The organism is Candidatus Insignibacter tubulum (assembly GCF_056790205.1).
In genome coordinates this window covers 314,137-338,035 of the sequence record NZ_CP199715.1, presented here as the reverse complement: position 1 = coordinate 338,035, position 23,899 = coordinate 314,137, and the positions used below count along the sequence as shown (strand labels likewise).

The 23,899-nt window shown below is 30.1% G+C and carries 20 protein-coding genes and 3 tRNA genes; 5 read left to right on the top strand and 18 right to left on the bottom strand.

Annotated features, from left to right (window positions below):
* Nucleotides 1-32: 32 nt before the first annotated feature.
* Nucleotides 33-114 (top strand) — tRNA-Leu (locus ACUBP5_RS01335).
* A gap of 457 nt (nucleotides 115-571) precedes the next feature.
* On the opposite strand, the gene ACUBP5_RS01330 is transcribed toward ACUBP5_RS01335, so the two are convergent.
* Entirely contained in the window at nucleotides 572-2,350 is a 1,779-nt protein-coding gene (locus tag ACUBP5_RS01330) for a lysophospholipid acyltransferase family protein (protein ID WP_482168509.1), read from the bottom strand.
* Complete coding sequence (locus tag ACUBP5_RS01325; protein WP_482168508.1) at nucleotides 2,332-3,576, bottom strand: aspartate kinase; 1,245 nt, start codon at nucleotides 3,574-3,576, stop codon at nucleotides 2,332-2,334. Before ACUBP5_RS01325 ends, ACUBP5_RS01330 begins: the two co-directional genes overlap by 19 nt.
* Before the next feature lie 534 nt (nucleotides 3,577-4,110).
* On the opposite strand from ACUBP5_RS01325, the gene rnpA reads away from it, so the two are divergent.
* Entirely contained in the window at nucleotides 4,111-4,485 is a 375-nt protein-coding gene (gene rnpA / locus ACUBP5_RS01320; RefSeq protein WP_482168507.1) for a ribonuclease P protein component, read from the top strand.
* Between the two features lie 251 nt (nucleotides 4,486-4,736).
* Here the strand turns inward: rnpA and ACUBP5_RS01315 are convergent, their stop codons facing one another.
* Complete coding sequence (locus tag ACUBP5_RS01315; RefSeq protein WP_482168506.1) at nucleotides 4,737-5,285, bottom strand: MarC family protein; 549 nt, start codon at nucleotides 5,283-5,285, stop codon at nucleotides 4,737-4,739.
* A gap of 708 nt (nucleotides 5,286-5,993) precedes the next feature.
* Nucleotides 5,994-6,152: a 30S ribosomal protein THX gene (locus ACUBP5_RS01310; RefSeq protein WP_482168505.1), complete on the bottom strand. Its 159-nt coding sequence runs from the start codon at nucleotides 6,150-6,152 to the stop codon at nucleotides 5,994-5,996.
* Nucleotides 6,153-6,204: 52 nt separating this feature from the next.
* Here ACUBP5_RS01310 and ACUBP5_RS01305 point away from each other — a divergent pair, with 52 nt between their 5' ends.
* Nucleotides 6,205-6,798, top strand: coding sequence for a nicotinamidase (locus tag ACUBP5_RS01305; protein WP_482168504.1), 594 nt, complete (start codon nucleotides 6,205-6,207; stop codon nucleotides 6,796-6,798).
* Between the two features lie 310 nt (nucleotides 6,799-7,108).
* Here ACUBP5_RS01305 and ACUBP5_RS01300 read toward each other — a convergent pair whose 3' ends face one another.
* The 10 genes from ACUBP5_RS01300 to ACUBP5_RS01255 form a co-directional block, all read right to left on the bottom strand.
* Nucleotides 7,109-8,335 (bottom strand): aminotransferase class V-fold PLP-dependent enzyme, encoded by a 1,227-nt coding sequence (locus ACUBP5_RS01300; RefSeq protein WP_482168503.1) that lies wholly within the window; start codon nucleotides 8,333-8,335, stop codon nucleotides 7,109-7,111.
* 10 nt (nucleotides 8,336-8,345) lie between these two features.
* Entirely contained in the window at nucleotides 8,346-9,665 is a 1,320-nt protein-coding gene (sufD, locus tag ACUBP5_RS01295) for a Fe-S cluster assembly protein SufD (protein ID WP_482168502.1), read from the bottom strand.
* A 10-nt stretch (nucleotides 9,666-9,675) separates the two neighbouring features.
* A complete protein-coding gene (sufC, locus tag ACUBP5_RS01290; protein ID WP_482168501.1) occupies nucleotides 9,676-10,425 on the bottom strand; it encodes a Fe-S cluster assembly ATPase SufC in 750 nt (249 codons plus the stop codon).
* Nucleotides 10,426-10,459: 34 nt separating this feature from the next.
* Nucleotides 10,460-11,902: a Fe-S cluster assembly protein SufB gene (gene sufB, locus ACUBP5_RS01285; protein ID WP_482168500.1), complete on the bottom strand. Its 1,443-nt coding sequence runs from the start codon at nucleotides 11,900-11,902 to the stop codon at nucleotides 10,460-10,462.
* Between the two features lie 43 nt (nucleotides 11,903-11,945).
* Nucleotides 11,946-12,275 (bottom strand): HesB/IscA family protein, encoded by a 330-nt coding sequence (locus tag ACUBP5_RS01280; RefSeq protein WP_482168499.1) that lies wholly within the window; start codon nucleotides 12,273-12,275, stop codon nucleotides 11,946-11,948.
* A 298-nt stretch (nucleotides 12,276-12,573) separates the two neighbouring features.
* Nucleotides 12,574-14,058 (bottom strand): RNA polymerase factor sigma-54, encoded by a 1,485-nt coding sequence (gene rpoN, locus ACUBP5_RS01275; protein WP_482168498.1) that lies wholly within the window; start codon nucleotides 14,056-14,058, stop codon nucleotides 12,574-12,576.
* Between the two features lie 4 nt (nucleotides 14,059-14,062).
* Nucleotides 14,063-15,508 carry an asparagine--tRNA ligase gene (asnS, locus tag ACUBP5_RS01270; RefSeq protein ID WP_482168497.1) on the bottom strand — a complete coding sequence of 482 codons (1,446 nt, stop codon included), beginning with the start codon at nucleotides 15,506-15,508 and terminating at the stop codon, nucleotides 14,063-14,065.
* Nucleotides 15,509-15,574: 66 nt separating this feature from the next.
* Nucleotides 15,575-16,129, bottom strand: coding sequence for a ribosome recycling factor (gene frr / locus ACUBP5_RS01265; RefSeq protein ID WP_482168496.1), 555 nt, complete (start codon nucleotides 16,127-16,129; stop codon nucleotides 15,575-15,577).
* Between the two features lie 8 nt (nucleotides 16,130-16,137).
* Nucleotides 16,138-16,845: a UMP kinase gene (gene pyrH / locus ACUBP5_RS01260; RefSeq protein ID WP_482168495.1), complete on the bottom strand. Its 708-nt coding sequence runs from the start codon at nucleotides 16,843-16,845 to the stop codon at nucleotides 16,138-16,140.
* 251 nt (nucleotides 16,846-17,096) lie between these two features.
* Nucleotides 17,097-17,870, bottom strand: coding sequence for a TatD family hydrolase (locus tag ACUBP5_RS01255; RefSeq protein WP_482168494.1), 774 nt, complete (start codon nucleotides 17,868-17,870; stop codon nucleotides 17,097-17,099).
* 109 nt (nucleotides 17,871-17,979) lie between these two features.
* On the opposite strand from ACUBP5_RS01255, the gene fabD reads away from it, so the two are divergent.
* Complete coding sequence (gene fabD, locus ACUBP5_RS01250) at nucleotides 17,980-18,849, top strand: ACP S-malonyltransferase (protein WP_482168493.1); 870 nt, start codon at nucleotides 17,980-17,982, stop codon at nucleotides 18,847-18,849.
* Nucleotides 18,850-18,858: 9 nt separating this feature from the next.
* Nucleotides 18,859-19,776 (top strand): GYDIA family GHMP kinase, encoded by a 918-nt coding sequence (locus ACUBP5_RS01245; protein WP_482168492.1) that lies wholly within the window; start codon nucleotides 18,859-18,861, stop codon nucleotides 19,774-19,776.
* A 767-nt stretch (nucleotides 19,777-20,543) separates the two neighbouring features.
* Here ACUBP5_RS01245 and metF read toward each other — a convergent pair.
* From metF to ACUBP5_RS01225, 4 genes are all read right to left on the bottom strand, one after another.
* Nucleotides 20,544-21,497 (bottom strand): methylenetetrahydrofolate reductase [NAD(P)H], encoded by a 954-nt coding sequence (gene metF / locus ACUBP5_RS01240; RefSeq protein ID WP_482168491.1) that lies wholly within the window; start codon nucleotides 21,495-21,497, stop codon nucleotides 20,544-20,546.
* Entirely contained in the window at nucleotides 21,494-22,783 is a 1,290-nt protein-coding gene (gene serS / locus ACUBP5_RS01235) for a serine--tRNA ligase (protein ID WP_482168490.1), read from the bottom strand. The genes metF and serS overlap by 4 nt, the downstream gene beginning before the upstream one ends.
* A 749-nt stretch (nucleotides 22,784-23,532) precedes the next feature.
* Nucleotides 23,533-23,607 (bottom strand) — tRNA-Pro (locus ACUBP5_RS01230).
* A 36-nt stretch (nucleotides 23,608-23,643) separates the two neighbouring features.
* A tRNA-Asn gene (locus ACUBP5_RS01225) sits at nucleotides 23,644-23,717 on the bottom strand.
* Nucleotides 23,718-23,899 lie beyond the last annotated feature (182 nt).

Genomic DNA, 23,899 nt, shown 5'->3' with positions numbered 1-23,899 from the left:
GAAACATTTTTTATATTTGTTAAACAATTAAAGCGGGTGTGGTGGAACTGGTAGACACGCCAGACTTAGGATCTGGTTCCGAAAGGTGTAGGGGTTCGAGTCCCTTCACCCGCACATATAAAATAGAAACTTCTATTAATTTCTTAATGACAAACGTTTTATTCTGATCTAACTAGTTTCAACTAACTCTTCATTGATTAGAGACTCTCTTATTTAAGAGTCTATTTATTATCCTTACCATTTTAAGGAAATGTTTTTATTACACATAATTATGCTCTTTTTACTTTCTTTAAAGTAAGAACAAGTATAAGTTTTTGAAAACTTATAATTTGTGAGAATAATAAGCATAAAAGCCCTATATGCAGAGCTATAAGTAAAATACTTAATGTAAAGAGTAAATTCAATATGAGATAATTTTTTCAATTATTTATTATAGGAATAAAGCCATTATAAAAATAATATCACTTAATATAATATTTATGATTATAGCAATAATATAAATAGTCTCATTTATTACTAAATAGTTATTGATAGTAGTATTTTCTTTTTAAGAAAAAAATTAAAACATATCCTAGATATAAGGATCAATAGTCTGTTTAGGAATATCTGAGATACGTATATACATTAAACCATCAGTAACATCATTAAATTTAGGGTCTACATTAAAAGCCACTACACGAGCATTTTGTTTAATATACTTTTTAAGTAATACAGGAAGACGAAGATGTCCGGGCTCAATCTCATCTATAAGTTTATCAAGTTTATTAAGATCTGCTTTAGATTCATCTAAAATAAACTTCTTGTCATCTTTTTTAATATGAACTTTATAAGCGTTTTTTGGACGTACATATTGAGCTATAAAAGGATCATAAAAATGAGATTTCATAAATTCAATCATAATAGAAATAGAAAAATGAGAAAACTGATGACTAATGCTAACCCCTCCAATTAAATATTCATACTCTGTAAAACGTAGAGTTATATGTAATATACCTCGCCAAAGTAAAAATAATGGCAAGTGCTTTTGTTGATATTCTTTAATTAAGAAAGAACGTCCCATCTCTATACTTTTTTTTAAAAAAGGATACAATTTAGGATTAAAATTAAAGAGAGATGATAAATAAAAACCTTTAATTCCATGCTCCTTAAAAATTTCATTACCAAACCCTAACCGATAAGCCCCGACAATTTTTTCAGCTTCTTTATCCCATAGAAATAGATGACTATAATAGTCGTCAAAACGATCACGATCTAATTCCTCATTTGTTCCCTCCCCTACTTCACGGTAAGTAATCTCTCTTAAACGAGCAATTTCATTGAAAATATTTGGAATCTTAGCAAGACGCGTACAAAAAATTTCATATTTTGCACTGGTAAAAATTAAATCTTCTTTATAAATTCGCAAAAGGTCCTCTTTTATAAGTTCTAATGGAACACCTGAAATTATTTTCTTAATTTGTTTATTTTTTTTATAAAAATGTTTTTTATATATTGAAATAGATGGTTTTTTATGGTAAATATTAGCTAATACATAGGTTTTCTTTCTTAGAAAATAAGAAACCTCTTTAATCCCTTTTATCTCTGCTAACTGTTTAGGGAATATAGGCTTACCAATTCGCATTCGCAAAATTTTCCCCTTTTGCCTAAAAGCTTCAGAAGGAAGCATTGCTGTTCTTAATTTATTGTTTAAAGAAGAAAGATGATAAAACCAGAGACTATTACGGCCATGAAAATATACAGGAATAATAGGGACTTGAGCATTAATAACCATTTTTATAATTTGGATTTGCCACTCTCTATCAGTAACTTCTTTACTTCCTTTATGGATTTGCGAAACTTCCCCAGCTGGGAATATTCCTAAAGGGTGTCCTTTTTTTAGATGAGAAAGTGCATTTTTAATTCCACCTATGCTCGAAGCAATCTCTTTGTGATCCTGAAAAGGATTCACAGAGATCATATAAGGTTGTAAAGAGATAATTTTTTTAAGCAAAAAATTAGCCATTAACTTGAAATCGGGACGTTCCTTAGAGAGGATCATTATCAATAAAATACCATCAAGAGCTCCTAGAGGATGATTAGAAATAGTGATAAAAGGCCCTTTTTTAGGAATTCTTTTAAGATCATCTGAATATACCTGATATATAAGATGAAATTTATCGAGTAAAGTTTGCAAAAAAGCTTGTCCTTCAAGATGCTTACAACTATCATACATTTCATTGACACGATTAATATATAATATAGACATAAGGCCGGTACTCAAAAAATCCCCTAGTTTGCCGAATTCTTTTAATCCAATAATCCTTTTAAACTCTTCCTTTGTAACTAGTGCCATTACTCTTGTACTACCCATTGTGCAGTATTTGTAGTCAATTGCTGCAATAAAATATTTTTTTTCGATGAGATTTTGGCAATGGATTCTTCCGTATAATGCCTTAATGTATATAGAGAAACGCCTTTATTGAGGCATATCTTATATTGATTTTTATATCTTATAAAAAGTTCCTCAAGATGGTTAAAGCCATCCTCTATACAAATTGAAAAATTTGTAGCAGAACTTTGCATTAAATTAACCTTAATAACTAGTTCAGCAAGGCTTTTAAAAATATCGCTAATATTACGCTCATCGATAAGAGTAAAATTTATACTTGAAAAAGATAAAAGTATTTGATTCTTTTTAAGAATATAACAGGGAATCATCGGAAGTAATATAGGCCCTTTTTTAACGAGAGTCCCTTTTTGTTTATTATTCAAGAAAGAACGAACATATAAAGGAATACTCTTATTTTGAAGAGGCTGGAGTGTTTTAGGATGGATTACTGAAGCACCATAATAAGCTAATTCTATAGCCTCTTCATAAGAAAGTTGATGTAAAATTTCTGTATCTGAAAAATAACGTGGATCGGCATTTAATATACCTGGCACATCTTTCCATATAGTTTGACTATCAGCATCAAGACACCATGCAAAAATAGCTGCTGTATAATCTGAACCTTCTCTCCCTAAAGTAGTAGTAAAACCATTAAGATCTGACCCTATAAAACCTTGCGTAAGGTAAAAAACATTTCTTTGTAGAGTTGCTATCCTTTTAGCTGTTTCCTCCCAGTTTACATTAGCGTGTCTATAATTAACATCTGTTTTTATATACTCTCTAACATCTAGCCACTTATTCTCTATACCTATAAGGTCAAGATAGCTGCTAACAATTTTTGTAGAAATTAGCTCACCTACACTTACTATCTGATCATATACAAAATTATAAACAGGCGATTTATTTTTTTGTAGAAAAATTTTTATCCCAGATAAAAAATCTTCAATCTCCTGAAATATTGGATGAGTATTTATAAATAAAGTTGAAGCAACCTTTATATGATCACGAGCTATTTGCAAAATACTTTCCCCTGTATCATGTTTAGAAAAATATCCCTGTACTATGCTCTCAAGCATATTAGTAGTTTTCCCCATTGCTGATACTATCATTAAAGTGTTTTTACATTCAAGAGTTTTTAAGAGAACTGATATATTTTTAATGCTAGATGCATCCTTTATAGATATACCTCCGAATTTATAAACTTTCATCTGAAAAATCGGTCTAAATTATAATATAAAATCTAATTACAAAGCTAAATATAGAAAATTAAGGTAGTTAATTATAAATATATATTAAACTAACATTACCTTTACAATAGACAAAAAAAATATCTAATCCACATCATCTATAGAATCTAAACTCATTTATTAGAAATATTCATATAAAAAATCTGATTCATAGAAGTGATATTTCACTAAAAAATACGATCTTAATATTAAGATGTTTTAAGCAAATTTCTATATCTCTATAAATTCTACCGAACGACCAAAAAAAACATAATAATTGATTTATATAAATTATTGCATTACTAAATAAGGGAATAATGTCCATCAAAGTTATAAGTATATAAAGTTATATTTTTTATATACTCCAAAAAATATATATATACAACTATTTTTTATTATTAGTTATAATAAATACAAAAAAAAACTTAATTAGAATTCCCTTCTAATAAATCTTGGATAGATAATTATTCAAAATAATTATCTTTAACCTTTTTACTAAAGGCTTAACCTTAAGGAATGACTACCATAGATAATTGCTTAAAAAAGCATGAACGTTTAAAGAGTAAACAAGAATTAATAGAAGTACTAAAAAAAGGTGATATATTGTATGCAGAAGGTTTAAAAATTATATTTTTAAAGAAAAATATCGATAATAAACACACGCAAATAGGTATATCAGTACCTAAAAAAATCATTAGAAAAGCTGTAGAACGGAATCGAATTAAAAGACTTATAAGAAATGCTTATAGGCTTAATAAGAGTCTTTTAAATAATACTAAAACGGCTTACTCGATTTTTTTTATATGGATAAAAAACAAATTGCCTTTCTATTCTGAAATAGAGCCTTTGATTAAAAAAAATCTTAATTGTATAAATCAAGAAAAAACTTAATAATTAATATTCTTAATCAGGAGATATAGGCAGGATTAATTATTTTATTTTCATATTATCTTTTCTGTACTTTAATTTATTAAGTAATAAGTAAATGAAAGTTAATAGTAATCCACATATAGACATTGATAACCCCAACCAAGATCTTAGATAATAGGGAGAATTTTTAATATCTCTTTCATTAAATAGCCAATATATATATAATCCAATTAATAATATAAAGGCAGCTAATAAGGTATATAAAAACAATTTCATAAACTTTTAGGGATGAGTTTGTAAGCATTATCAGTAAACATTTTTACTGCAAAAGCCAAAAGTATGATTCCAAAAACTTTTTTAAGAACATTTAACCCATCTTTACCCATTTTTTGCGCTATAAAATCAGATTTCTCGATTACGATATAAGCTACTATCATATTTATGATCAAAGATGTTATAATAATATCTAATCCATATACAGCTCTAAGAGAAAGCAAAGTAGTTAAGGAGCCTGGTCCAGCAATTAGAGGGAAGGCAATAGGAACAATTGAAACTTGTGTACTTTCAGAAACCTTATGCAATTCTATTCCTAGAATCATTTCTAAGGCAATAATAAAAAGTACTATAGAACCAGCTATAGAAAAAGAATTTACATTTATTCCTATAATAGATAATATAGATTGACCTAGAAAAAGGAACGAAAGAAAAATACATAAGCAAGCTATAACAATCTTTTTAGATTCAATAATAATTCCTCTGGTTTTAAAACTCATAATAACCGGAGCATTCCCTACAATATCAATGATGCTAAAAAGCACCATAAAACAGCTAGTACATTGTTTGATCCATTCTATCATAGAACTTTCCCTCTGATTGTTTACTAAAAAATGAAAAATTCCTCTTAGTACATTTGCTATATATTGGATTCATCATATTTTCTTTATAAATATGTGATGTTGTAAATTTTTTCGCCTTTCTATCGTTTTTTTTTAGGGATAAATAAAATTATCCCTAACAATTCTGGAAGATGTAGAATATCCTATCATTGATAAAATTATTATAGAGTATTGTGATATGATAATATCTAAATATTTTTTATCATTTTATTATGATAAAAAATATACATAACATAAAAAAATACTAAACATATGCTTAAAAAAAAAACGTAAAAATATAATCCACTTTTTTAGTTTTTTAAACTATTTACTTAAAAAAAAAGTAAGTAAATTACGTTAATAACATACTTTATTTGTCATTATAAAATCTTTATATAAAGATATAAATCCACTTTAGAAAATTTCACGTATTAACAAATAAATAGTTATAAAAAATATTCTCTCTAATTTAATGCTATTACTAATTTTACATGAGTAGTTTTCTTTTAAGAATTCATTTAATAGTATATTAAGAAGACTTTCTAGAAAAAAGAGGAATAGAATATAATATATATTAATAAAAAAAATAACCTTAGGTAGGTAATTTCCAATGTCTATTTATCATACAAGAATTTATTTACAATATCTTACTATTTATTCTAAAAAGTTTTTTTTTCGTCTTATATTTTTTTGACTTAAACGAGTATTTCCAGATGTACCTCTATTAATTTTTCCACGACGAGTTTTTTGATCACCTTTCCCCATAGTTTTTTTTAATTTTATGATTAAAATACAGGTAATTATTTTACTCACAAAATTAAAAAAATATTACATTACACAAAATTAGAATATTATAAAATTCCCTATGAAAAAGGCACTCATAATTGTTGATATTCAAAATGATTTTATAGAAGGTGGAGCTCTTCCAGTACCTGATAGTAAAAATATTATATTCGAAATAAATAAAGAACAAAGAAATTTTGATGTTGTAGTTGCCACACAAGACTGGCACCCTAGTAATCATAAGAGTTTCGCATCTAACCATCCGGGTAAAAGCACTTTTGAAAAAATTTTCTGGAAAGAAAAGCAACAAATATTATGGCCTGATCATTGTATACAAGGTAGTAAAGGAGCTGAGTTGGTAAAATCTATAGATACTAATCCTATATATGCTATATTCAGAAAAGGCATTCATAAGGAAACAGATAGTTATAGTGGCTTCTTTGACGATAATCAAATCACAACAGGTCTAGGCAATTATCTTAAAGGTATTAGTGTTACAAGTGTTTTCGTTTGTGGATTAGCTGCTGATTATTGTGTTTATTATACAGCTCTTGATGCTAAACACCTAGGATTCACTACTCATTATTTATGTGGGTTAACTAGATATCTAAATAAGGAAAATTATTTAAAAGCTTTAGATACGATGAAATTAAAGGGTATTTACTTAGAAAAATGAAAATATGTTATTAACATAGGGGGTCTACCATAGTAGTAGTAGATATATTCTGCTCAATGAACTGAAATTCTATAATAAAGCGTTAGATTTTAATAAAAATCAAGAAAAGCTCATAAATATTTTGAATAAAAAATCCCCAAAATAAAACTTCATAGAAAAATAGAGGATCTTTTTTCTTAAATGCCCTGAAAATTTGAATATAAGTCTAGAAATTAAAAAATTAACTAAAGAAGACTTTCTTTAGTTAATTAAAAATACCCCATGATATCAAAAAGAATAAACTCTCTATCTTCTAGAAGATTAAATTATTTCAAATAATAATCATTTTAGAAGCTTTAGTAATAGCCACGCAAAGTTTTTCACTTTCTTCTAAAGTATTATATATAGCTAAGCTCGCACGAATAGTCCCAGGAGTATTTAATACACTCATAAGAGGCTGAGCGCAATGGTGTCCAGTACGTACAGCTATTCCCATTTTATTTAAAATACTTCCTACATCAAATGGATGTATACCTAGTAAATTAAAAGATATAATAGCCGAACGGGGAGCAAGTTCTGCATAGAGTAGAATATTAGGTATTTCTTTTAAAGCTCTATTTACTTCGTAAAGTAAATAGTTTTCATAGGTTTTAATAGAATTTTTACCTATATTCTCTAAAAAAGTAAGAGCCTGATCCCAGGCGATAATCCCAGCAATATTTGGTGTTCCGGCTTCTAATTTAAATGGTAGTTCTGCGTAAATCGTCTTTTCAAAAGTAACTTCTTTAATCATACCACCTCCTCCCTGCCAAGGAGAGAAAAGTTCTAATAAATTTCTCTTTCCATAAAGGACTCCTATCCCTGTAGGCCCATACATCTTATGAGCAGAAAAAGCATAAAAATCGACATCTAAATCACGGACATCTACCTCAGTATGTGGAAGTGCTTGAGCGCCGTCTACAAGTACCCAAGCACCTTTTGCATGCGCTTTTTGTATTATCTCTTTTATAGGATTTATTACACCTAAAGCATTGGAAATATGACTAATCGCTACTAGACGAGTTCGATAGGTTAAAAGTTCATCAAAGCGATCTAAACGTAAACAAGCATTATGATCTATAGGTATAATACGCAAATGTGCCTTTTTACGTTGGCAAAGCATTTGCCAAGGAATGATATTTGAGTGATGTTCTAACTCAGAAAGAATAATCTCATCTCCTTCATTTATGAAATCATCTATTATAGATGAAATAAGATTGATAGATTCAGTAGTGCCTTTAGTGAATATAATTTCTTCTGCATTAGAGGCATTTATGAATCTTCGTAGATGTTCTCTGCTTTGTTCTATAGCTTGAGTTGCAAGTTGACTAATGTAATGAACTCCACGATGCACATTAGCATTTATAGTAAAATAGTAATCTTTTATACTATTGATAACTGTTAATGGTTTTTGAGTAGTAGCCGCATTATCTAAATATATCCACGGTTTTTTATAAACTTTTTGAGATAATATAGGGAAATAAGTTCGTAGTTCATGAATTTCTGATGGTGATAACATTATTAGGCTCTTATAAAATAAATTCGAAATGAACGTTTAACTTCTTACTTATAAGCACATGAATATAGTTTTTGAGTTGTGGAATAGAAATATTCTCAAATGCGCCTCTAGCAAAAGCAAATAGCAACTGAGCTTGAGCTTGTTTTTCAGGAATACCTCGTGATCGCAAATAAAATAGAGCCTGCTGGTTAAGCTCCCCTACTGTGCAACCGTGAGAACAATGAACATTATCAGCGAAAATTTCAAGTTGTGGTTTTATGTTTACAATAGCTTCTCGAGATAGCAAAACAGTATTACTTTTTTGAAAAGCATTAGTTTCCTGAGCTTGTTCATGTACTATGATTTTTCCATTAAAAACCCCTTTAGATTTATCATCAAAAATACCTTTATAAATTTCACGACTTTCCCCATAGGGATAAGCATGCTCTATTATAGTATGGTGATCTACTAAACTCTCACCATGCAAAATACTAAGACCATTAAGTTGTGAACTTACCTCTTGAGCCCGTTGATAAACATGCAAATTGTTTCGTACAATGTTACCTCCAAATGAAAAAGTGCCTATAAAACATTGGCTTTGATCATCTTGTGAAATAAAAGTTTGATCTATCAAAGAAGATTTAGGTTGATCATCTTGGATCTTGAAATATTCTAAATTACTATGAGCATGAACATAAATTTCAGTTACCGAATTACTTAATGGAGCATGTATCCCTAAAGAATGATGACGCTCTATAATTTGTCCATGAGATCCTTTACCTAAAATCACCAAATTTCTAGGATGAAGTAATGGATAATTACCACTACTGCCGCTATATAAATATAAAATCTGAATAGGTTTTTCCACTAAAGTCCCCTCGGGTATATAAATATAGGCGCCATCTTGAGCAAAAGCTGTATTTATAGAACTTAATCCTTCATTAGGCACTAATTTAGAATAATAAGTTTCTATAACTGAAGCATATTTTCTCAATGAGAACGCGTGTGAAAGCACACAAATATCCTTATTCTGATGAGTAGTTTCAGAAAGCCAAGAACTGTATATACCGTCTACAAACACTAGACGGAAACTATCGAGATCATCTAAAAGATAAGGTCGTATATCTTTGCGTTCTACTAAAATTTTATCATGAGTAAAAAGCGTATAATCATGTTTTAGTAAAGGGGTGAGATTGGTATACCTCCATTCCTCATTATCAAAAGAAGGGAACCCTTTTTTTTCAAATACGTTAATAGCTGCACAACGCAGTTCATGAATATATTTATTAACTGGAATTTGCATTTCTTGCTGAGCTATATAAGAAGATACTATTTTATCTTTCAACTTCATATTGATAGTTTTAACTTATTCCTTTTTTAATCCAATCATAGCCTTTAGTTTCAAGTTCTAATGCTAATTCTCGATTACCTGATTTAACGATTTTTCCTTGATAAAATACATGTACATAATCCGGTATGATATATTCAAGAAGACGATGATAATGAGTGATAATCAAAAATGCATTATGATCGTTCTTTAAAGCATTAACCCCTGCTGCAACTATGCGAAGAGCATCGATGTCTAACCCTGAATCGACTTCATCTAAAATAGCTAATCTAGGCTCTAGCATAGCCATTTGAAAAATTTCATTACGTTTTTTTTCTCCTCCTGAAAAACCCTCATTTAGTGAACGTGAAAGAAAATTCTTATCAATGCCTAAGAGATTAGATTTTTCTCTAATCTTTTTTAGCATTTTAACAGCTGACATCTCTTCTACCCCTTTGGTTTTTCTAGAAGCGTTAACAGCTGTTCGAATAAAATTTGTAACCGATATCCCAGGAATTTCAATAGGATATTGAAAAGAAAGAAAAATTCCTAAATGAGCTCTCTCTTCTGGGAGAAGACATGAAATGTCTTCTCCTTGAAAAAGGAGGGTCCCCTTAGTTATTTTATAATCTTCTTTACCAGCAATAACTGAAGAGAGGGTACTTTTACCTGAACCATTAGGCCCCATAATAGCATGAATCTCACCAGATTTAATTTCTATATCAATACCTTTGAGAATATCTTTTCCCTTTATGCTAGCATAAAGATTAGTAATTTTTAACACAACGAATAATATAAAAGAGAAAAAAATATATGTTTTAGCCTACGGATCCCTCGAGAGAAATTTCCATAAGTTTTCTAGCTTCGATCGCAAACTCCATTGGTAGTTTATTAAGAACTTCCCTACTAAACCCATTTACGATAAGAGCTACTGCCTTTTCACTATCTATTCCTCTTTGATTGCAGTAAAATATTTGATCTTCCCCTATTTTTGAAGTAGTAGCCTCATGTTCTATATGAGCAGAAGGATTTCTAACTTCTATATAAGGGAAAGTATGCGCACCACATGAATTCCCCATAAGTAATGAATCGCATTGGGAAAAATTTCGTGCATTTTTCGCTTTTGGTAATATTTTAACTAACCCACGGTAACTATTTTGAGATTTTCCTGCAGAAATTCCCTTAGAAATAATCGTGCTTCTCGTATTTTCACCAATGTGAATCATTTTAGTCCCAGTGTCAGCTTGTTGAAAATTTTTCGTTAAAGCTATAGAATAGAATTCACCTATTGAACCATCACCTTTTAAAATACAAGAAGGATATTTCCAGGTAATAGCCGAACCAGTTTCAACTTGTGTCCAAGAGATCTTAGCATCTTTCTCACAAAGTGCGCGTTTAGTAACAAAATTATAAACACCTCCTCTCCCTTTTTTATCTCCAGGGAACCAATTTTGGACAGTAGAATATCTAACTTCAGATCTCTCTAAAGCAATAATCTCCACAACAGCAGCATGCAATTGATTTTCATTTCGTTCAGGGGCAGTACATCCTTCTAAATAACTTACATACGAATCTTCATCAGCAATAATTAAAGTACGCTCAAATTGCCCTGTTCCACCTTCATTGATGCGAAAATAGGTAGAGAGCTCCATAGGGCAACGTACTCCTTTAGGAATATAACAGAAAGAACCGTCAGAAAAAACCGCTGAATTCAGCGCTGCATAAAAATTATCCCCCTGAGGGACGACAACTCCTATATACTTCTTAACAAGTTCAGGATATTCACGTATAGCCTGGCTTATAGGACAGAAAATAATACCTTTTTCAGATAAAGTCTTTTTAAAAGTAGTAGCGACTGATACGGAATCCATTACTATATCTATAGCGACACCACTTAAACGTTTCTGTTCTTCTAATGAAATACCTAATTTATTAAAGGTCTCTAAAAGATCAGGATCTACTTTATCAATACTATCTAAAAGAGGCTTATTTTTAGGTGCAGCATAATAACTGATATTCTGAAAATCAGGCTTATTGTAATTAATATTAGCCCATTTAGGCTCTTCCATAGTCTTCCATAGTTGGAAAGCCCTAAGTCTCCACTCGGTCATCCATTTTGGCTCATTTTTCTTCGCAGAAAGGTTACAAATTACATTTTCATTTAATCCCTTAGGAAACTTATCAGAGTCCATCTGGGTATAAAAACCATACTTGTATTCAGAATTGGCAACCTCTTTAATAATTTTATCATTTTTGCTCATGCAAGTTTTTTAATGATCTATACAACGTATAGATAGTATTGACTTAAGCAGAAAAACTATCACCACAGCCACAAGTACGTTTAGCATTTGGATTATTAAAATAGAAACCTTTACCATTTAACCCATCAGAGTACTCAAGGGTTGTTCCGGCTAAATAAAGGACACTCTCTTTATCAATAAGAATCTTTACCTCTCCATCCTCAAATAGTTTATCTTGTAGGTTTTTCTTTTGATCGAAAGCAAGCTGATAAGAAAGTCCTGAACACCCTCCACTTTTTACTCCAAACCGTATATATGAACCTATAGGAGAAAGTCCTTGTTCTTTCATTAATGCAATTAATTTCTCTTTTGCTGGTTTAGATATATTTACCATGATTAAGAATTTTTAATATTCAAATTAAAACTAATATTTAAGTAATTTTTTGCTTTTACTTATAAGTAAATAAATATACGTTTAGTATATACTTATTACTAAAGATAACTAAATATCGGTATATTATAAATGTTATTATAATATAATATTATCATGCTTAAGATTTTTATGTATAAAAGCAAATACTTTTTTATTATTTAGTAATATTTTATTATAAAGTGACTAAAAAAAAGTTAAGATACAAATAACCCTAATAATTTATATTATTACATAATATTATAATCTTTTTATCAATCTCTTAGCATAATTTTTCAGAGGGGATTTTTTGTATATGTCTACGCAATCTTGCTATTGGCAAGTGAAGTTGCTCTCGGTATTTAGCTACTGTACGTCTAGCTATATTATAACCTTTATTTGTGAGAAGAAAAGAAAGTTTTTCATCACTTAGAGGTGATTTTTTATCTTCCTTATTAATAAGGTGTGTTAACATATTTTTTATTTCAATAGTAGATACTTCTTTCCCATATTTATTAATCATTCCTTCAGAAAATAAATCTTTGATAAGAAAAGTGCCATAAGGAGTTTCTAAATATTTGCTGCTTACTACTCTAGATATAGTGGAAATATCCATACCCGTAGATATAGCTATATCTTTCAAAACCATAGGCTGCATTTTCTGTTCATCACCACTTAAGAAGTAAGCTCTTTGATAATCTACAATAGCATTCATAGTTAGTAAGAGTGTATGCTCTCTTTGTTTAATAGCATCGATAAACCATTTAGCTGCATCGAGTTTTTGTTTGATAAAAAAAATAGCATTCTTTTCTTTAACTGTCTTATTCCCCCTTTTATAGGACAGTAACATGTCTATATAAGAAGGCGCTACTTTAAGTTCAGGCATATTACGCCCATTAAGGGATAGTTCAAGTTCTCCATCTATAATACGTAATACAAAATCAGGAATAATATGTTCTGTAGAAAATAAACCTCCCTCATATACTTTACCAGGTTTAGGATTAAGACGTTCAATTTGATAGATCGCTGATTGTAAAATCTTAGTATCAATTTGATAACGTTCTTTAAGTTTATCGTAGTGTTTTTTTGAAAAAAGATCGAAAGTCTCGGTAAGAATACGTTTTGCTAATGTGGTAGTAGGTGATAAATTTTTGTTTTTAAGTTGAATTAGCAGACACTCTTTTAAATTTCTAGCCCCTACGCCATAAGGCTCTAATTTTTGTATTACTTCTAAAAGTAAATATTCTATTTTTTTTATTTCTATCTGTAATCCTACTGTAAAAGCCATATCATGAGCTATATTTTCTAAATCTCTACGCAAATAACCATCATCATCTAAATTACCTATAATAAAATCCGCAATGGAAAAATCTTCTTCACTTAATTGGAAAGTATATAACTGTAAATGCAAATGATCAAAAAAGCTTTCAGTTGATTCAGTTGAAAAAACTCGCTCTTGCCAACCAGGCTCTTTGTGATTAAGACGTATTTTATAATCAGGAATTTCATCATCGCTAAGATATTCATCAATATTGATTGATGAAGTATCTATAATTTGCTCTCCTTCTTGCTCGTCAAAATAGAGGGTATCTTTATCAGAATCATCGCTTACTTGATCATAATCAAGCTCAAGTGCCGGATTTTCCTCAAACTCTTGATCAACGCGTTCTTCAAAAGCTAAAGTAGATAACTTTATGAGCTTCATAAGCTGTATTTGCTGAGGAGATAATTTTTGATGTATTTTTTGCTGAAGATACTGTTTTAACATTTTTTTAAAACTCTGCATTTTTAGGTGTACGAGGAAAGGGGATAACATCCCGTATATTACTCATACCTGTAACAAATTGGACAAGACGTTCAAAACCTAGGCCAAATCCACTATGTGGAGCTGAACCAAGCCGACGAGTATCTAAATACCACCATAGTGATTCCTTATTAATCTCTAATGTTTGTATACGTTCTAACATAACCTCGTAACGCTCTTCTCGCTGAGATCCTCCTATTATTTCCCCAAGACCAGGAAAAAGAATATCCATAGCGCAAACAGTTTTTCTATCTTCATTTAAACGCATATAAAATGCCTTAATAGCTGCTGGATAATTATATAAAATAAGAGGAACTCGAAAACATTTTTCCACTAAATATCTCTCATGTTCTGATTGTAATTCCATACCCCATTTTATAGAATGTTTAAAAACTCCTTTTTTATACAATTTACTAGATAATAAAACTTCTATAGCTTTATCATAACTAATTCTAATAAAAGGAACTTGGCATATTAGTTCGAGATGCTCTAAAAGAGTACTTTCTGACCTGTATTGTATGGGTTTTTGATTTTGATCTTCTATAAAACGTTGATTAAGGAAATCGATATCCTCAGCACAATTTTTTAAAACATTACTGATAAGGAACTTTAAAAAATCCTCAGCTAAATCCATATTTTGTAAAAGGTCATAAAAAGCTATCTCTGGTTCTACCATCCAGAATTCAGCTAAGTGTCTTGAGGTATTAGAATTTTCAGCACGGAAGATAGGCCCAAAAGTATAAATTTTACTTAAAGCCATAGCAGCAACCTCTCCTTCTAGTTGACCTGAAACTGTAAGATGAGTAGAGCGCCCAAAGAAATCTTGGCTTTGATCAACTTTACCTTGATAATCAAGTGGAATTTTTCCTAAATCAAAGGAAGTTACACGAAACATTTCCCCAGCGCCTTCAGCATCTGAAGCAGTAATAATAGGAGTATGTATATATAAAAAACCACGGTTATGGAAATATGTGTGTACGCTAAAAGCTAGTTGATGTCTTATGCGCATTATAGCACCAAATAATTTGGTACGAAGACGCAAATGGGCTTGTTCTCTAAGTTTTTCTAGGCTATGACGTTTAGGTTGTAAAATAGTCTCTTGCAACTCCTTTGAGAGGGTCTCACTATATAATTCAATACTCTTAGCAAGAACTTCTATTGCTTGCTCTTTCCCTTTGCTTTTTACTACAATACCGTTAATTTGTAAAGCAGTTCCTATAGTAATTTTTTTTAGTAATTCCTCAGAAAAACAGGCGTATTCCACTATAACTTGTAAATCTCTTATAGAGGAGCCATCATTAAGTGATATAAAACGATAACATCTAAAAGCTCTTACCCAAGCATTTATAAGAACTTTTTCCCCAATAAAAGATTCATCCCCTTTAAGCAACGTTTTAATTGAATAGTTTTTCATAAGACATGAAACACTAAAAAAGCAACTTTAGACATCACTGATTCTTATTTATATTATATATCGGAGCTAAATAGTAAGTATTTCTTTTTCTTTGACAAGAAAAAGATCATCTAGCTTTTTTATATAAAAATGAGTAATTTCTTGGATCTTCTCTTCAGACGATTTAATTAAATCTTCAGAAAGAATATCAATTTTTTTGAGACGTTCTTTAGATTCTTTACGAATATTTCTAACACGTACTTTACGAAGTTCTGTCTCAGTTTTAGCCTTTTTTACTAATTCTTTTCTACGATCTTGTGTAAGAGGTGGAAGATGAACAATAATAGTTTCTCCATTATTCATAGGAGTAAAACCAATATTAGCATTTATGATCGCACGATCTATAGCCGCTAACATGTTTCGTTCCCAAGGCTGTATATTTAAGGTCATATAATTTATAATACTAATGTTAGCTACTTGATTTAAAGGAGTTAGTATGCCATAATACTCTACCTTAATTGTCTCTAACATATGAGGACTCGCTTTCCCGGTACGGATCTGCAAAAAAGATTTTTTAAGATGTTCAAGTGATTTCTCCATTTCTTTTTTACTTCCCGATATAATTTTTTCGAGCTCTTCCATAAAATTATTTATTTTGATACTAATGTGCCAATACTTTTACCAATAATTACCTTTCTAAGGTTATCCTCTTTATTCATATCAAAAATAATAATAGGAACGTTATTTTCTTTACTTAGAGTGAAAGCAGTCATATCCATAATATTAAGTCGTTGGCTATAAACATCTTCAAAAGAAACATTTTTTAGTTTTTGAGCATTATGATTTTTCTCAGGGTCCGATGTATAAATACCATCCACACGTGTCCCTTTTAATATTACTTGGGCTCCGATTTCTATTGCACGTAAAGTAGCAGCAGTATCTGTAGTGAAATAAGGATTACCTGTGCCTGCGCCAAATATCACCACACGACCTTTTTCCAGATGGCGAACTGCACGTCGTTTAATAAATGGTTCAGCTAACTGCTCCATACGAATAGCAGTTTGTAATCGCGTATCTACTCCTAGATCTTCAAGAGCCGATTGTAAGGCCATACCATTAATTACAGTAGCAAGCATACCTATATAATCTCCTTGTACACGTTCAATACCATGATTAGATCCAGTCAAACCACGAAAGATATTCCCACCTCCTATAACAATAGCTATTTGAGTGCCGATATTTACTACTTGCTTAATCTCCTGAGCATACTGATAAAGACGCTTAGGATCTATACCGATTCTTTCTTCTCCTATCAAAGATTCTCCGCTAAGTTTTAAGAGGGCTCTTTTATATTTCACCTAAACAATTTCGTGCAAATATAATTTTTTTGTCTTGTACAATATTACAGTTAAGATTAACAAACACTAAAAATATATTTTATCTATAATCTTATTTTTCATTCGAATTAAAAAATTCGAAATTTCTCTCTCTAGAGAGAATTATCTCTATTACAAATTTCTAACTATAGAATGATATATTCAAAAGTTTTGAATATATCATATTTATTTATAAATAAAATATCAAAAATCACATCTGAAGGAAAAGTTTTTTAGAAATTTTGAAAAATCTGACGAGCATTTGCACTCGTAATACGAGCCAATTTTTTTTCCTCAATATCATATATCTCTGAAAGTTTTGTAAGTATTTTAAATAAAAAAACAGGCTCATTTCGTTTGCCTCTATAAGGCACGGGAGCTAAATAAGGGGCATCACTCTCAAGAACAATATGTTCTAGAGAAATATGTTTTAAAAAGTTTTTAATATCATTATTTTTAAAAGTAATCATTCCTCCTATACCTAATTTCATACCATAACTTATTGCCTGATAAGCTTGATCAAGAGTTCCTGTAAAACAGTGAAAAATACCTCTTAACTTTTTATTCTTTTCTTGTTCTATAATATCAAATGTTTCTTTAAAAGCTTCCCTACAGTGAATAATAATAGGAATATCATATGCTTTAGCTAAAGATACCTGTTGATGAAAAACGTGTTGTTGCTCTTTTAAAAAACTTTTTCCCCTGAATAAATCTATACCTATTTCACCTATTGCAAAGAACTTTCGTTTAGATAAAAATTCCTCAATAAACTTCATTTCAATTTTTAGATTATCAGAATATATATAGAGAGGATGCACCCCTATCATAGGGAAACAAATACCTGGATAAAAACGCTCAAGAGCTAATAAAGAAGGGAGAGTTTTCATATTTATACAAGGCAAATAAAACTCTTTTACTCCGGCTTTTATAGAATTTTCTATAACTTCATTACGGTCATAATCAAATTCTTTAAGATAAAGATGTGTATGAGTATCTATAAGCTTCATATTATAATTTTAAATAATATACATTAGAAACAAACTTTAGACAAATATAGATAGTGTACTTATTGTTATAATTATTAAAACAATTAATTTTGAAAACGTAATTTTTTTAATGAAAGCATATATTTTCCCTGGACAAGGCACCCAATATTCTGGTATGGGTAAAGAGCTTTATAAAAATCCTAAAGCAAGAATCCTTTTTGAACAAGCTAATAGTATTTTAGGATTCCGTATTACCGATATGATGTTTGATGGTAGTGCCGAAGACCTAAAAAAAACCCATATTACTCAACCCGCCATATATATTCACTCGGTAATTTTAGCAAAAACGTTAAAGGAATTCTCACCTGATATGGTAGCTGGACATTCTCTAGGAGAATTTTCAGCATTAGCAGCTGTAGAAGGATTAAATTTTGAGACAGGCCTTAAGCTAGTATATCAAAGAGCTATAGCTATGCAAGAAGTTTGCGAACTAATCCCATCAGGGATGGTTGCTATATTAGGACTAGAAGATAAAATAACAGAAGAAATATGTAACCTTGTAGAAGGAGTAGTACCAGCTAATTATAACTGCCCAGGGCAGCTTGTAATTTCAGGAGAAATACAAGCTTTAGAAAAGGCGTGCGAACTTATAAAAAATAAGGGTGCTAAGCGAATATCTAGACTCCCGGTAGGAGGAGCTTTTCACTCTCCTTTGATGGAGTCGGCGCAAAAAAAATTGACTGAAGTTATTGAAAGAACTTTTTTTAAAAAACCATTTTGTCCTATTTATCAAAATGTATCTAGTAAAGGATCTATAGATCCATATATTATAAAAGACAATCTTATCAAACAATTAACCGAAGCTGTACATTGGAAACAATCCATAGAAAAAATGATCAATGATGGAGCAAGCATTTTTATAGAGACTGGTCCTGGGAAAGTATTACAAGGGCTTATTAAAAAAATTAACTCACAAATTAAAACCATCTCAGCCAAGTAAATAAAACAGATGAAAAAATATTTTTATAGTCATGGTAAAATAATGCTTAGCGGAGAATATGCCGTGCTAGATGGAGCTTGGGCAACAGTCTTAGCTACTCGAAAAGGCCAAACTTTAGAAGTCGAATATACAGATAACAAACATCAATTACATTGGAAAAGCTATGATGAAAATGGGCAAATATGGTTCGAAGTTATTTTTTTCAGTCCTTCATTAAAAATAGGTTACAGTACTGATTGGCAAACAGCAAAAGTACTTAAAAATATATTTTTACAGAGAGAATTTAAAGAGCGTATTTCTTCAAAATGCATGATGGGTATTCTAATAAAAACGCGCCTAGAATTTCCAATAAATTGGGGATTAGGTAGTAGTGCTTCTCTCCTAGCTAATCTAGCTAAATGGCTCGAAATAGATCCTTATCTACTTATAGATAAAACTTTTGGTGGTAGTGGTTGTGATATATCTTGTGCTTTTTTAGGTAAATCAATTCTTTATAAACTACAACCATACAAACGCTGTATAAAACCTATATATTTCAATCCTTCTTTCTCTGAGGAACTCTTTTTTCTTTATCTTAACAAAAAACAAAATACTAGATCAGCCATTTCAAATTATAATTCTAAAAAAAAATGCATTCAAACTATTAAACTATTATCAGATATTTCCTTAGATATAGCATACTGCGAAAACATAGAAAATTTTAAAGAACTTTTAAACGAACACGAACACTTAACATGTAAAATATTAAATCTACTTCCATTAAAAGAGAGATTGTTTAAAGATTATCCCAGTAGCATAAAAAGTTTAGGAGCTTGGGGTGGGGACTTTGCTTTAATTATCCGTACAGAGGATATGGAATCATATTTTAATAATAAAGGGTACTATACGCTTATTTCTTTTAGAGATCTTATTTTAAGTACTGATTAAAAGTTTCTACTTTCGCAATTAAAGTTAAGGTATAATTATTTCCAATATAAACTTATTGGAAAAATTAAGAGACCTTTGAATAACTTAAATAATGCTCAACAGCAGATTTTTTAGGTGATATTATGTAATATAAGAATTGATATTTCTCTAAAATATATACTTTTTAATCATATTATATATAGAAAATTAATAGATATTTAAATACTTATCGTAAGTGATAGGATTTAAAATTCAACAAGCTATTATAATATTCTGTTTAACAGGTATGTACCTATAAAAGGTATAATTTTATTACTAATAATAGTATTTTGGCTTCTCATATGATATAGCTAATATATTTCAGATAAATAAAAATTCCTTCTATTAGAGAGTCATAGAATGGACCAAAGTATAAAAAAAAATACGGCTTAAAGAATAAATAGAAAATTACCACAAAGATTATCTAATTTCTTTAAAAGAACTTTAAAAAAGTCAGTTTTTACTTAACTAAAATAATAGATCTATTACATTCCCATTTTTATTATGAATAAAGTAAAAAAAAATACCCTTTTGTAGGGTTATCTCTACATATTACTAGAGTCGAACGTATATAGATTTTTCCCCATTCAATACAACTTTTTTAAAAAAAAATATATAACTATATCTATCTCTAATGATAGAAAAAAAATTGAGTTTTAGACAAATGATTATAATTCTTAAAAAAGGAAAAGGTTATTTATAATCATATAATAAAGAAAAAAGTAGAATAGTATCACTTCATAAATAGCTTAATAAAGCGCTTTGACTACCTCATAAACATTATGAGGCTTACTCATAGTATAATAATGAATCAACGGGACACCCGCTCGTTCAAGTTCTATAGACTGCTCAACAGCCCACTCTATTCCTATATGATAAACACTTTCATCATCTTTAGCTTTTTGTACCCGTCGCACAAGTTCATGAGGAATATCTACATGAAAATTTGCAGGAATGCTATAGAGTTGAGATTTAGATGAAATAGGTTTGATACCTGGGATAATAGGTATATTTAATCCCTCTGACTGACAACGAGATACAAAATCAAAATATTTTGTATTATCAAAAAACATTTGCGTAACTATATAATCAGCACCCGCAGCAACTTTTGCTATTAGATGGAAAAGATCTTCTTCTTTATTAGGGGCCTCAAAATGTTTCTCGGGATAACCAGCTATACCTATACAAAAATCCGAAGGTGTTCCTTTATTAAAAGCCTCATCAAGATAAATTCCTTTATTAAGAGCAACAATCTGTTTTACTAAATCTAGCGCATAGCGATGACCTTCTTTTTGAGGAACAAATTTTCTTTCTGATTTAATTGGATCTCCACGAAGAGCTAATACATTACTTACCTCTAAAAAATGTAAATCAATTAATGCGTCTTCAGTCATTTGTTGATTAAATCCACCGCAGAGTAAATGAGGTATAGCATCGATACCATATTTATTCATAATAGCCGCACATATAGCTACAGTTCCCGGACGTCTGGAAAGACGTTTTTTTTGTAATAATTCATCTTGACAAATTTTATAAATGAATTCCTCACGATGGTAAGTAACATCTATAAAAGGGGGATTAAATTCCATTAGAGGATCTAATGTATCAAAAATATCAAGAATGCTGTGTCCTCTTAAAGGTGGAAGAACTTCAAAAGAAAACAAAGTTCTCTTAGCCCGTGCGATATGTTCTGTAACTTTCATAATGCAGAAATAGGAAGAGTAATTTTTTCAAATCCAGCAAAAGGGATAAGTACTTCAGGAATATTTATATGACATTCGAATTGATAGTTTTCTAGAATACTTGAGAAAATACGCGGTAAAGCTAACGCACTTGCATTTAAAGAATGACAAAGTTTAATTTTACCTACTTTATTTTTATAACGTAATTTAAGCCTATGAGTTTGAAAATCAGTACAATTAGATATAGAACTTACCTCTAACCAACGATCTTGTGCAACTGAATATACCTCAAAATCATAAGTCATAGCAGCAGTAAATCCCATATCTCCACCACAGAGTCTTAAAAGGCGAAAAGGTAAGCTTAAAGAAGTTAGAAGACTTTTAATATGTTCTACCATTTCTTCTAAAATTTTATAGGAGGTCTCAGGTGTAGTAATTTGAATGATCTCTACTTTATCAAACTGATGCAAACGATTCAGACCGCGAACATTTGCCCCATAAGAACCAGCTTCACGTCTAAAACAAGGGGTATATGCAGTTGCTTTAATAGGTAATTCATATTCTTGAAAAATTTTTCCACGAAAACAATTCATTAGAGGCACCTCAGCTGTAGGGATTAAATAAAGATCATCTTGAATAACATTATACATTTGAGCTTCTTTATCGGGCAATTGCCCGGTATTGTAAGCCGAGGCATTATTAACCAAATAAGGAAGAGCATATTCAAGGTAACCTGCGCGAGTATTATACTGTAAGAAATACTCAATTAAAGCGCGTTGTAAACGCGCTCCTTTCCCTATATATACAGGGAATCCCGAACCGCTGATTTGGGAGCCAAGCTCCCAATTTATAAGTTCAAATTTCTTGGCTAGTTCCCAATGAGGGAGCCCCCTCCCCTTTAAGGAGGGGAGGGCTCCCTGCTGATCTATAATTTCATTGTCCTTGTTTAAACGTCCTGCTTTGACTTTTTCATGAGGAATATTAGGTAATTCAAGCAGAGATTGTAAAATAAATTTTTCACTATCGGAAATATTCTTAGCAAGCTCGGATATTTCCTTTTTTAGTATTAAAGAATTCTGACGTAAAGGTGTTATCTGCTCATCTTGAGTATTTTGGAATAATTTTCCTATTTTTTTAGAAATCCTATTAACTTCAGCTAAACGCTTATCATACTGAAATTGTATATTTTTTCTCTTTTGATCAATATCAAGTATTAGATCAATCATGTTAGTTTTAGAATAATATCTCTTTTGAAGGCCCTCTAAAACTTTTTCCCGGTGTTTACGGATAAATGAAACTTGTAACATAAATGAAATTACATCTAAGTTACAATAATTTTTAATTATACGTTATTTTAAAAACGATGTAATTATATATTACACAATAGATCTAATTACATCAAGAAAACTTAAAAAGTTACAGCTCTTTAATTATTATACTTAGAATATACTACTAGATTAACGCCTAACAATTAGGATATGACTATATATAGATGTCATAATATTAAGTTTTTTCGAAATTATAATAATTCTTAGCGTCCTAAGTTTTATTCAAAAAAAAATATTAATAATTGGGTGAAAGTAAAATTCTATTATTACTTTAATAGGATTTATTTATAGACTGAATATCAATAGTATAATAACTATAAATTCTTTAAAAGAAATAATATGGAACAAACATTACCTTTATATTTTAAATTCATATTCACTCTATATACTTTGTATTTATAACTATAAGAGTTATCCCTTTTTAGTAGTAAGTGTTAATAACACATATCCAGTTTTAAACTAATATCAGTTTTAATAAATCTATATTGCTTAAGAACAAAATTCTATCTTGACTCTATAATAGAACGTGCTATTTAAAACAATTTAGTTATAAGGCATTTTGTTATATTTTAATTTATTTATTGATGTAAATGATATATATATTAATATAGACACATTTATGTAGTAATTTTATACTACTAGGGTATATATACGTCCTAAATTAAAGTGAAAATTACTATAAAAATTACAAATTTTTCCTTGTCTAAATACTATAAATAGACAAAGAGTCGGGGTGACTGGATTCGAACCAGCGACCACACGCCCCCCAGACGTGTACTCTAACCAAGCTGAGCTACACCCCGTATACTAACTACTAATAATATAATGATTTAAAATTGCTCCCCAGGCTGGACTTGAACCAGCGACTCCCTGATTAACAGTCAGGTGCTCTAACCAACTGAGCTACTGAGGATATTTAGGATTTCTTTAAAGATTTCGCATAGGCTAATATACTATTTGTTTTACTATTTACTAAACTTAGAATTATACTTAAAGAGCATTTTTCTCTATTATAAAGAGAGAAAAAATAGTATAACTTACTGATAAATAAGACCTTAAAAATGGTTTACATTAACATTTTCTACTATCCTGAGA

Bases quoted from the DNA above. Each gene is read 5' to 3' on its own strand.
- frr (WP_482168496.1), bottom strand. From the start codon at position 16,129: ATGGAAGAGCTCGAAAAAATTATATCGGGAAGTAAAAAAGAAATGGAG.
- fabD (WP_482168493.1), top strand. From the start codon at position 17,980: ATGAAAGCATATATTTTCCCTGGACAAGGCACCCAATATTCTGGTATG.
- sufB (WP_482168500.1), bottom strand. From the start codon at position 11,902: ATGAGCAAAAATGATAAAATTATTAAAGAGGTTGCCAATTCTGAATAC.
- ACUBP5_RS01315 (WP_482168506.1), bottom strand. From the start codon at position 5,285: ATGGTGCTTTTTAGCATCATTGATATTGTAGGGAATGCTCCGGTTATT.
- ACUBP5_RS01330 (WP_482168509.1), bottom strand. From the start codon at position 2,350: ATGGGTAGTACAAGAGTAATGGCACTAGTTACAAAGGAAGAGTTTAAA.
- ACUBP5_RS01305 (WP_482168504.1), top strand. From the start codon at position 6,205: ATGAAAAAGGCACTCATAATTGTTGATATTCAAAATGATTTTATAGAA.
- metF (WP_482168491.1), bottom strand. From the start codon at position 21,497: ATGAAAGTTACAGAACATATCGCACGGGCTAAGAGAACTTTGTTTTCT.
- ACUBP5_RS01245 (WP_482168492.1), top strand. From the start codon at position 18,859: ATGAAAAAATATTTTTATAGTCATGGTAAAATAATGCTTAGCGGAGAA.
- ACUBP5_RS01300 (WP_482168503.1), bottom strand. From the start codon at position 8,335: ATGTTATCACCATCAGAAATTCATGAACTACGAACTTATTTCCCTATA.
- ACUBP5_RS01280 (WP_482168499.1), bottom strand. From the start codon at position 12,275: ATGGTAAATATATCTAAACCAGCAAAAGAGAAATTAATTGCATTAATG.
- asnS (WP_482168497.1), bottom strand. From the start codon at position 15,508: ATGAAAAACTATTCAATTAAAACGTTGCTTAAAGGGGATGAATCTTTT.
- sufD (WP_482168502.1), bottom strand. From the start codon at position 9,665: ATGAAGTTGAAAGATAAAATAGTATCTTCTTATATAGCTCAGCAAGAA.
- ACUBP5_RS01255 (WP_482168494.1), bottom strand. From the start codon at position 17,870: ATGAAGCTTATAGATACTCATACACATCTTTATCTTAAAGAATTTGAT.
- rpoN (WP_482168498.1), bottom strand. From the start codon at position 14,058: ATGTTAAAACAGTATCTTCAGCAAAAAATACATCAAAAATTATCTCCT.
- rnpA (WP_482168507.1), top strand. From the start codon at position 4,111: ATGACTACCATAGATAATTGCTTAAAAAAGCATGAACGTTTAAAGAGT.
- serS (WP_482168490.1), bottom strand. From the start codon at position 22,783: ATGTTACAAGTTTCATTTATCCGTAAACACCGGGAAAAAGTTTTAGAG.
- ACUBP5_RS01325 (WP_482168508.1), bottom strand. From the start codon at position 3,576: ATGAAAGTTTATAAATTCGGAGGTATATCTATAAAGGATGCATCTAGC.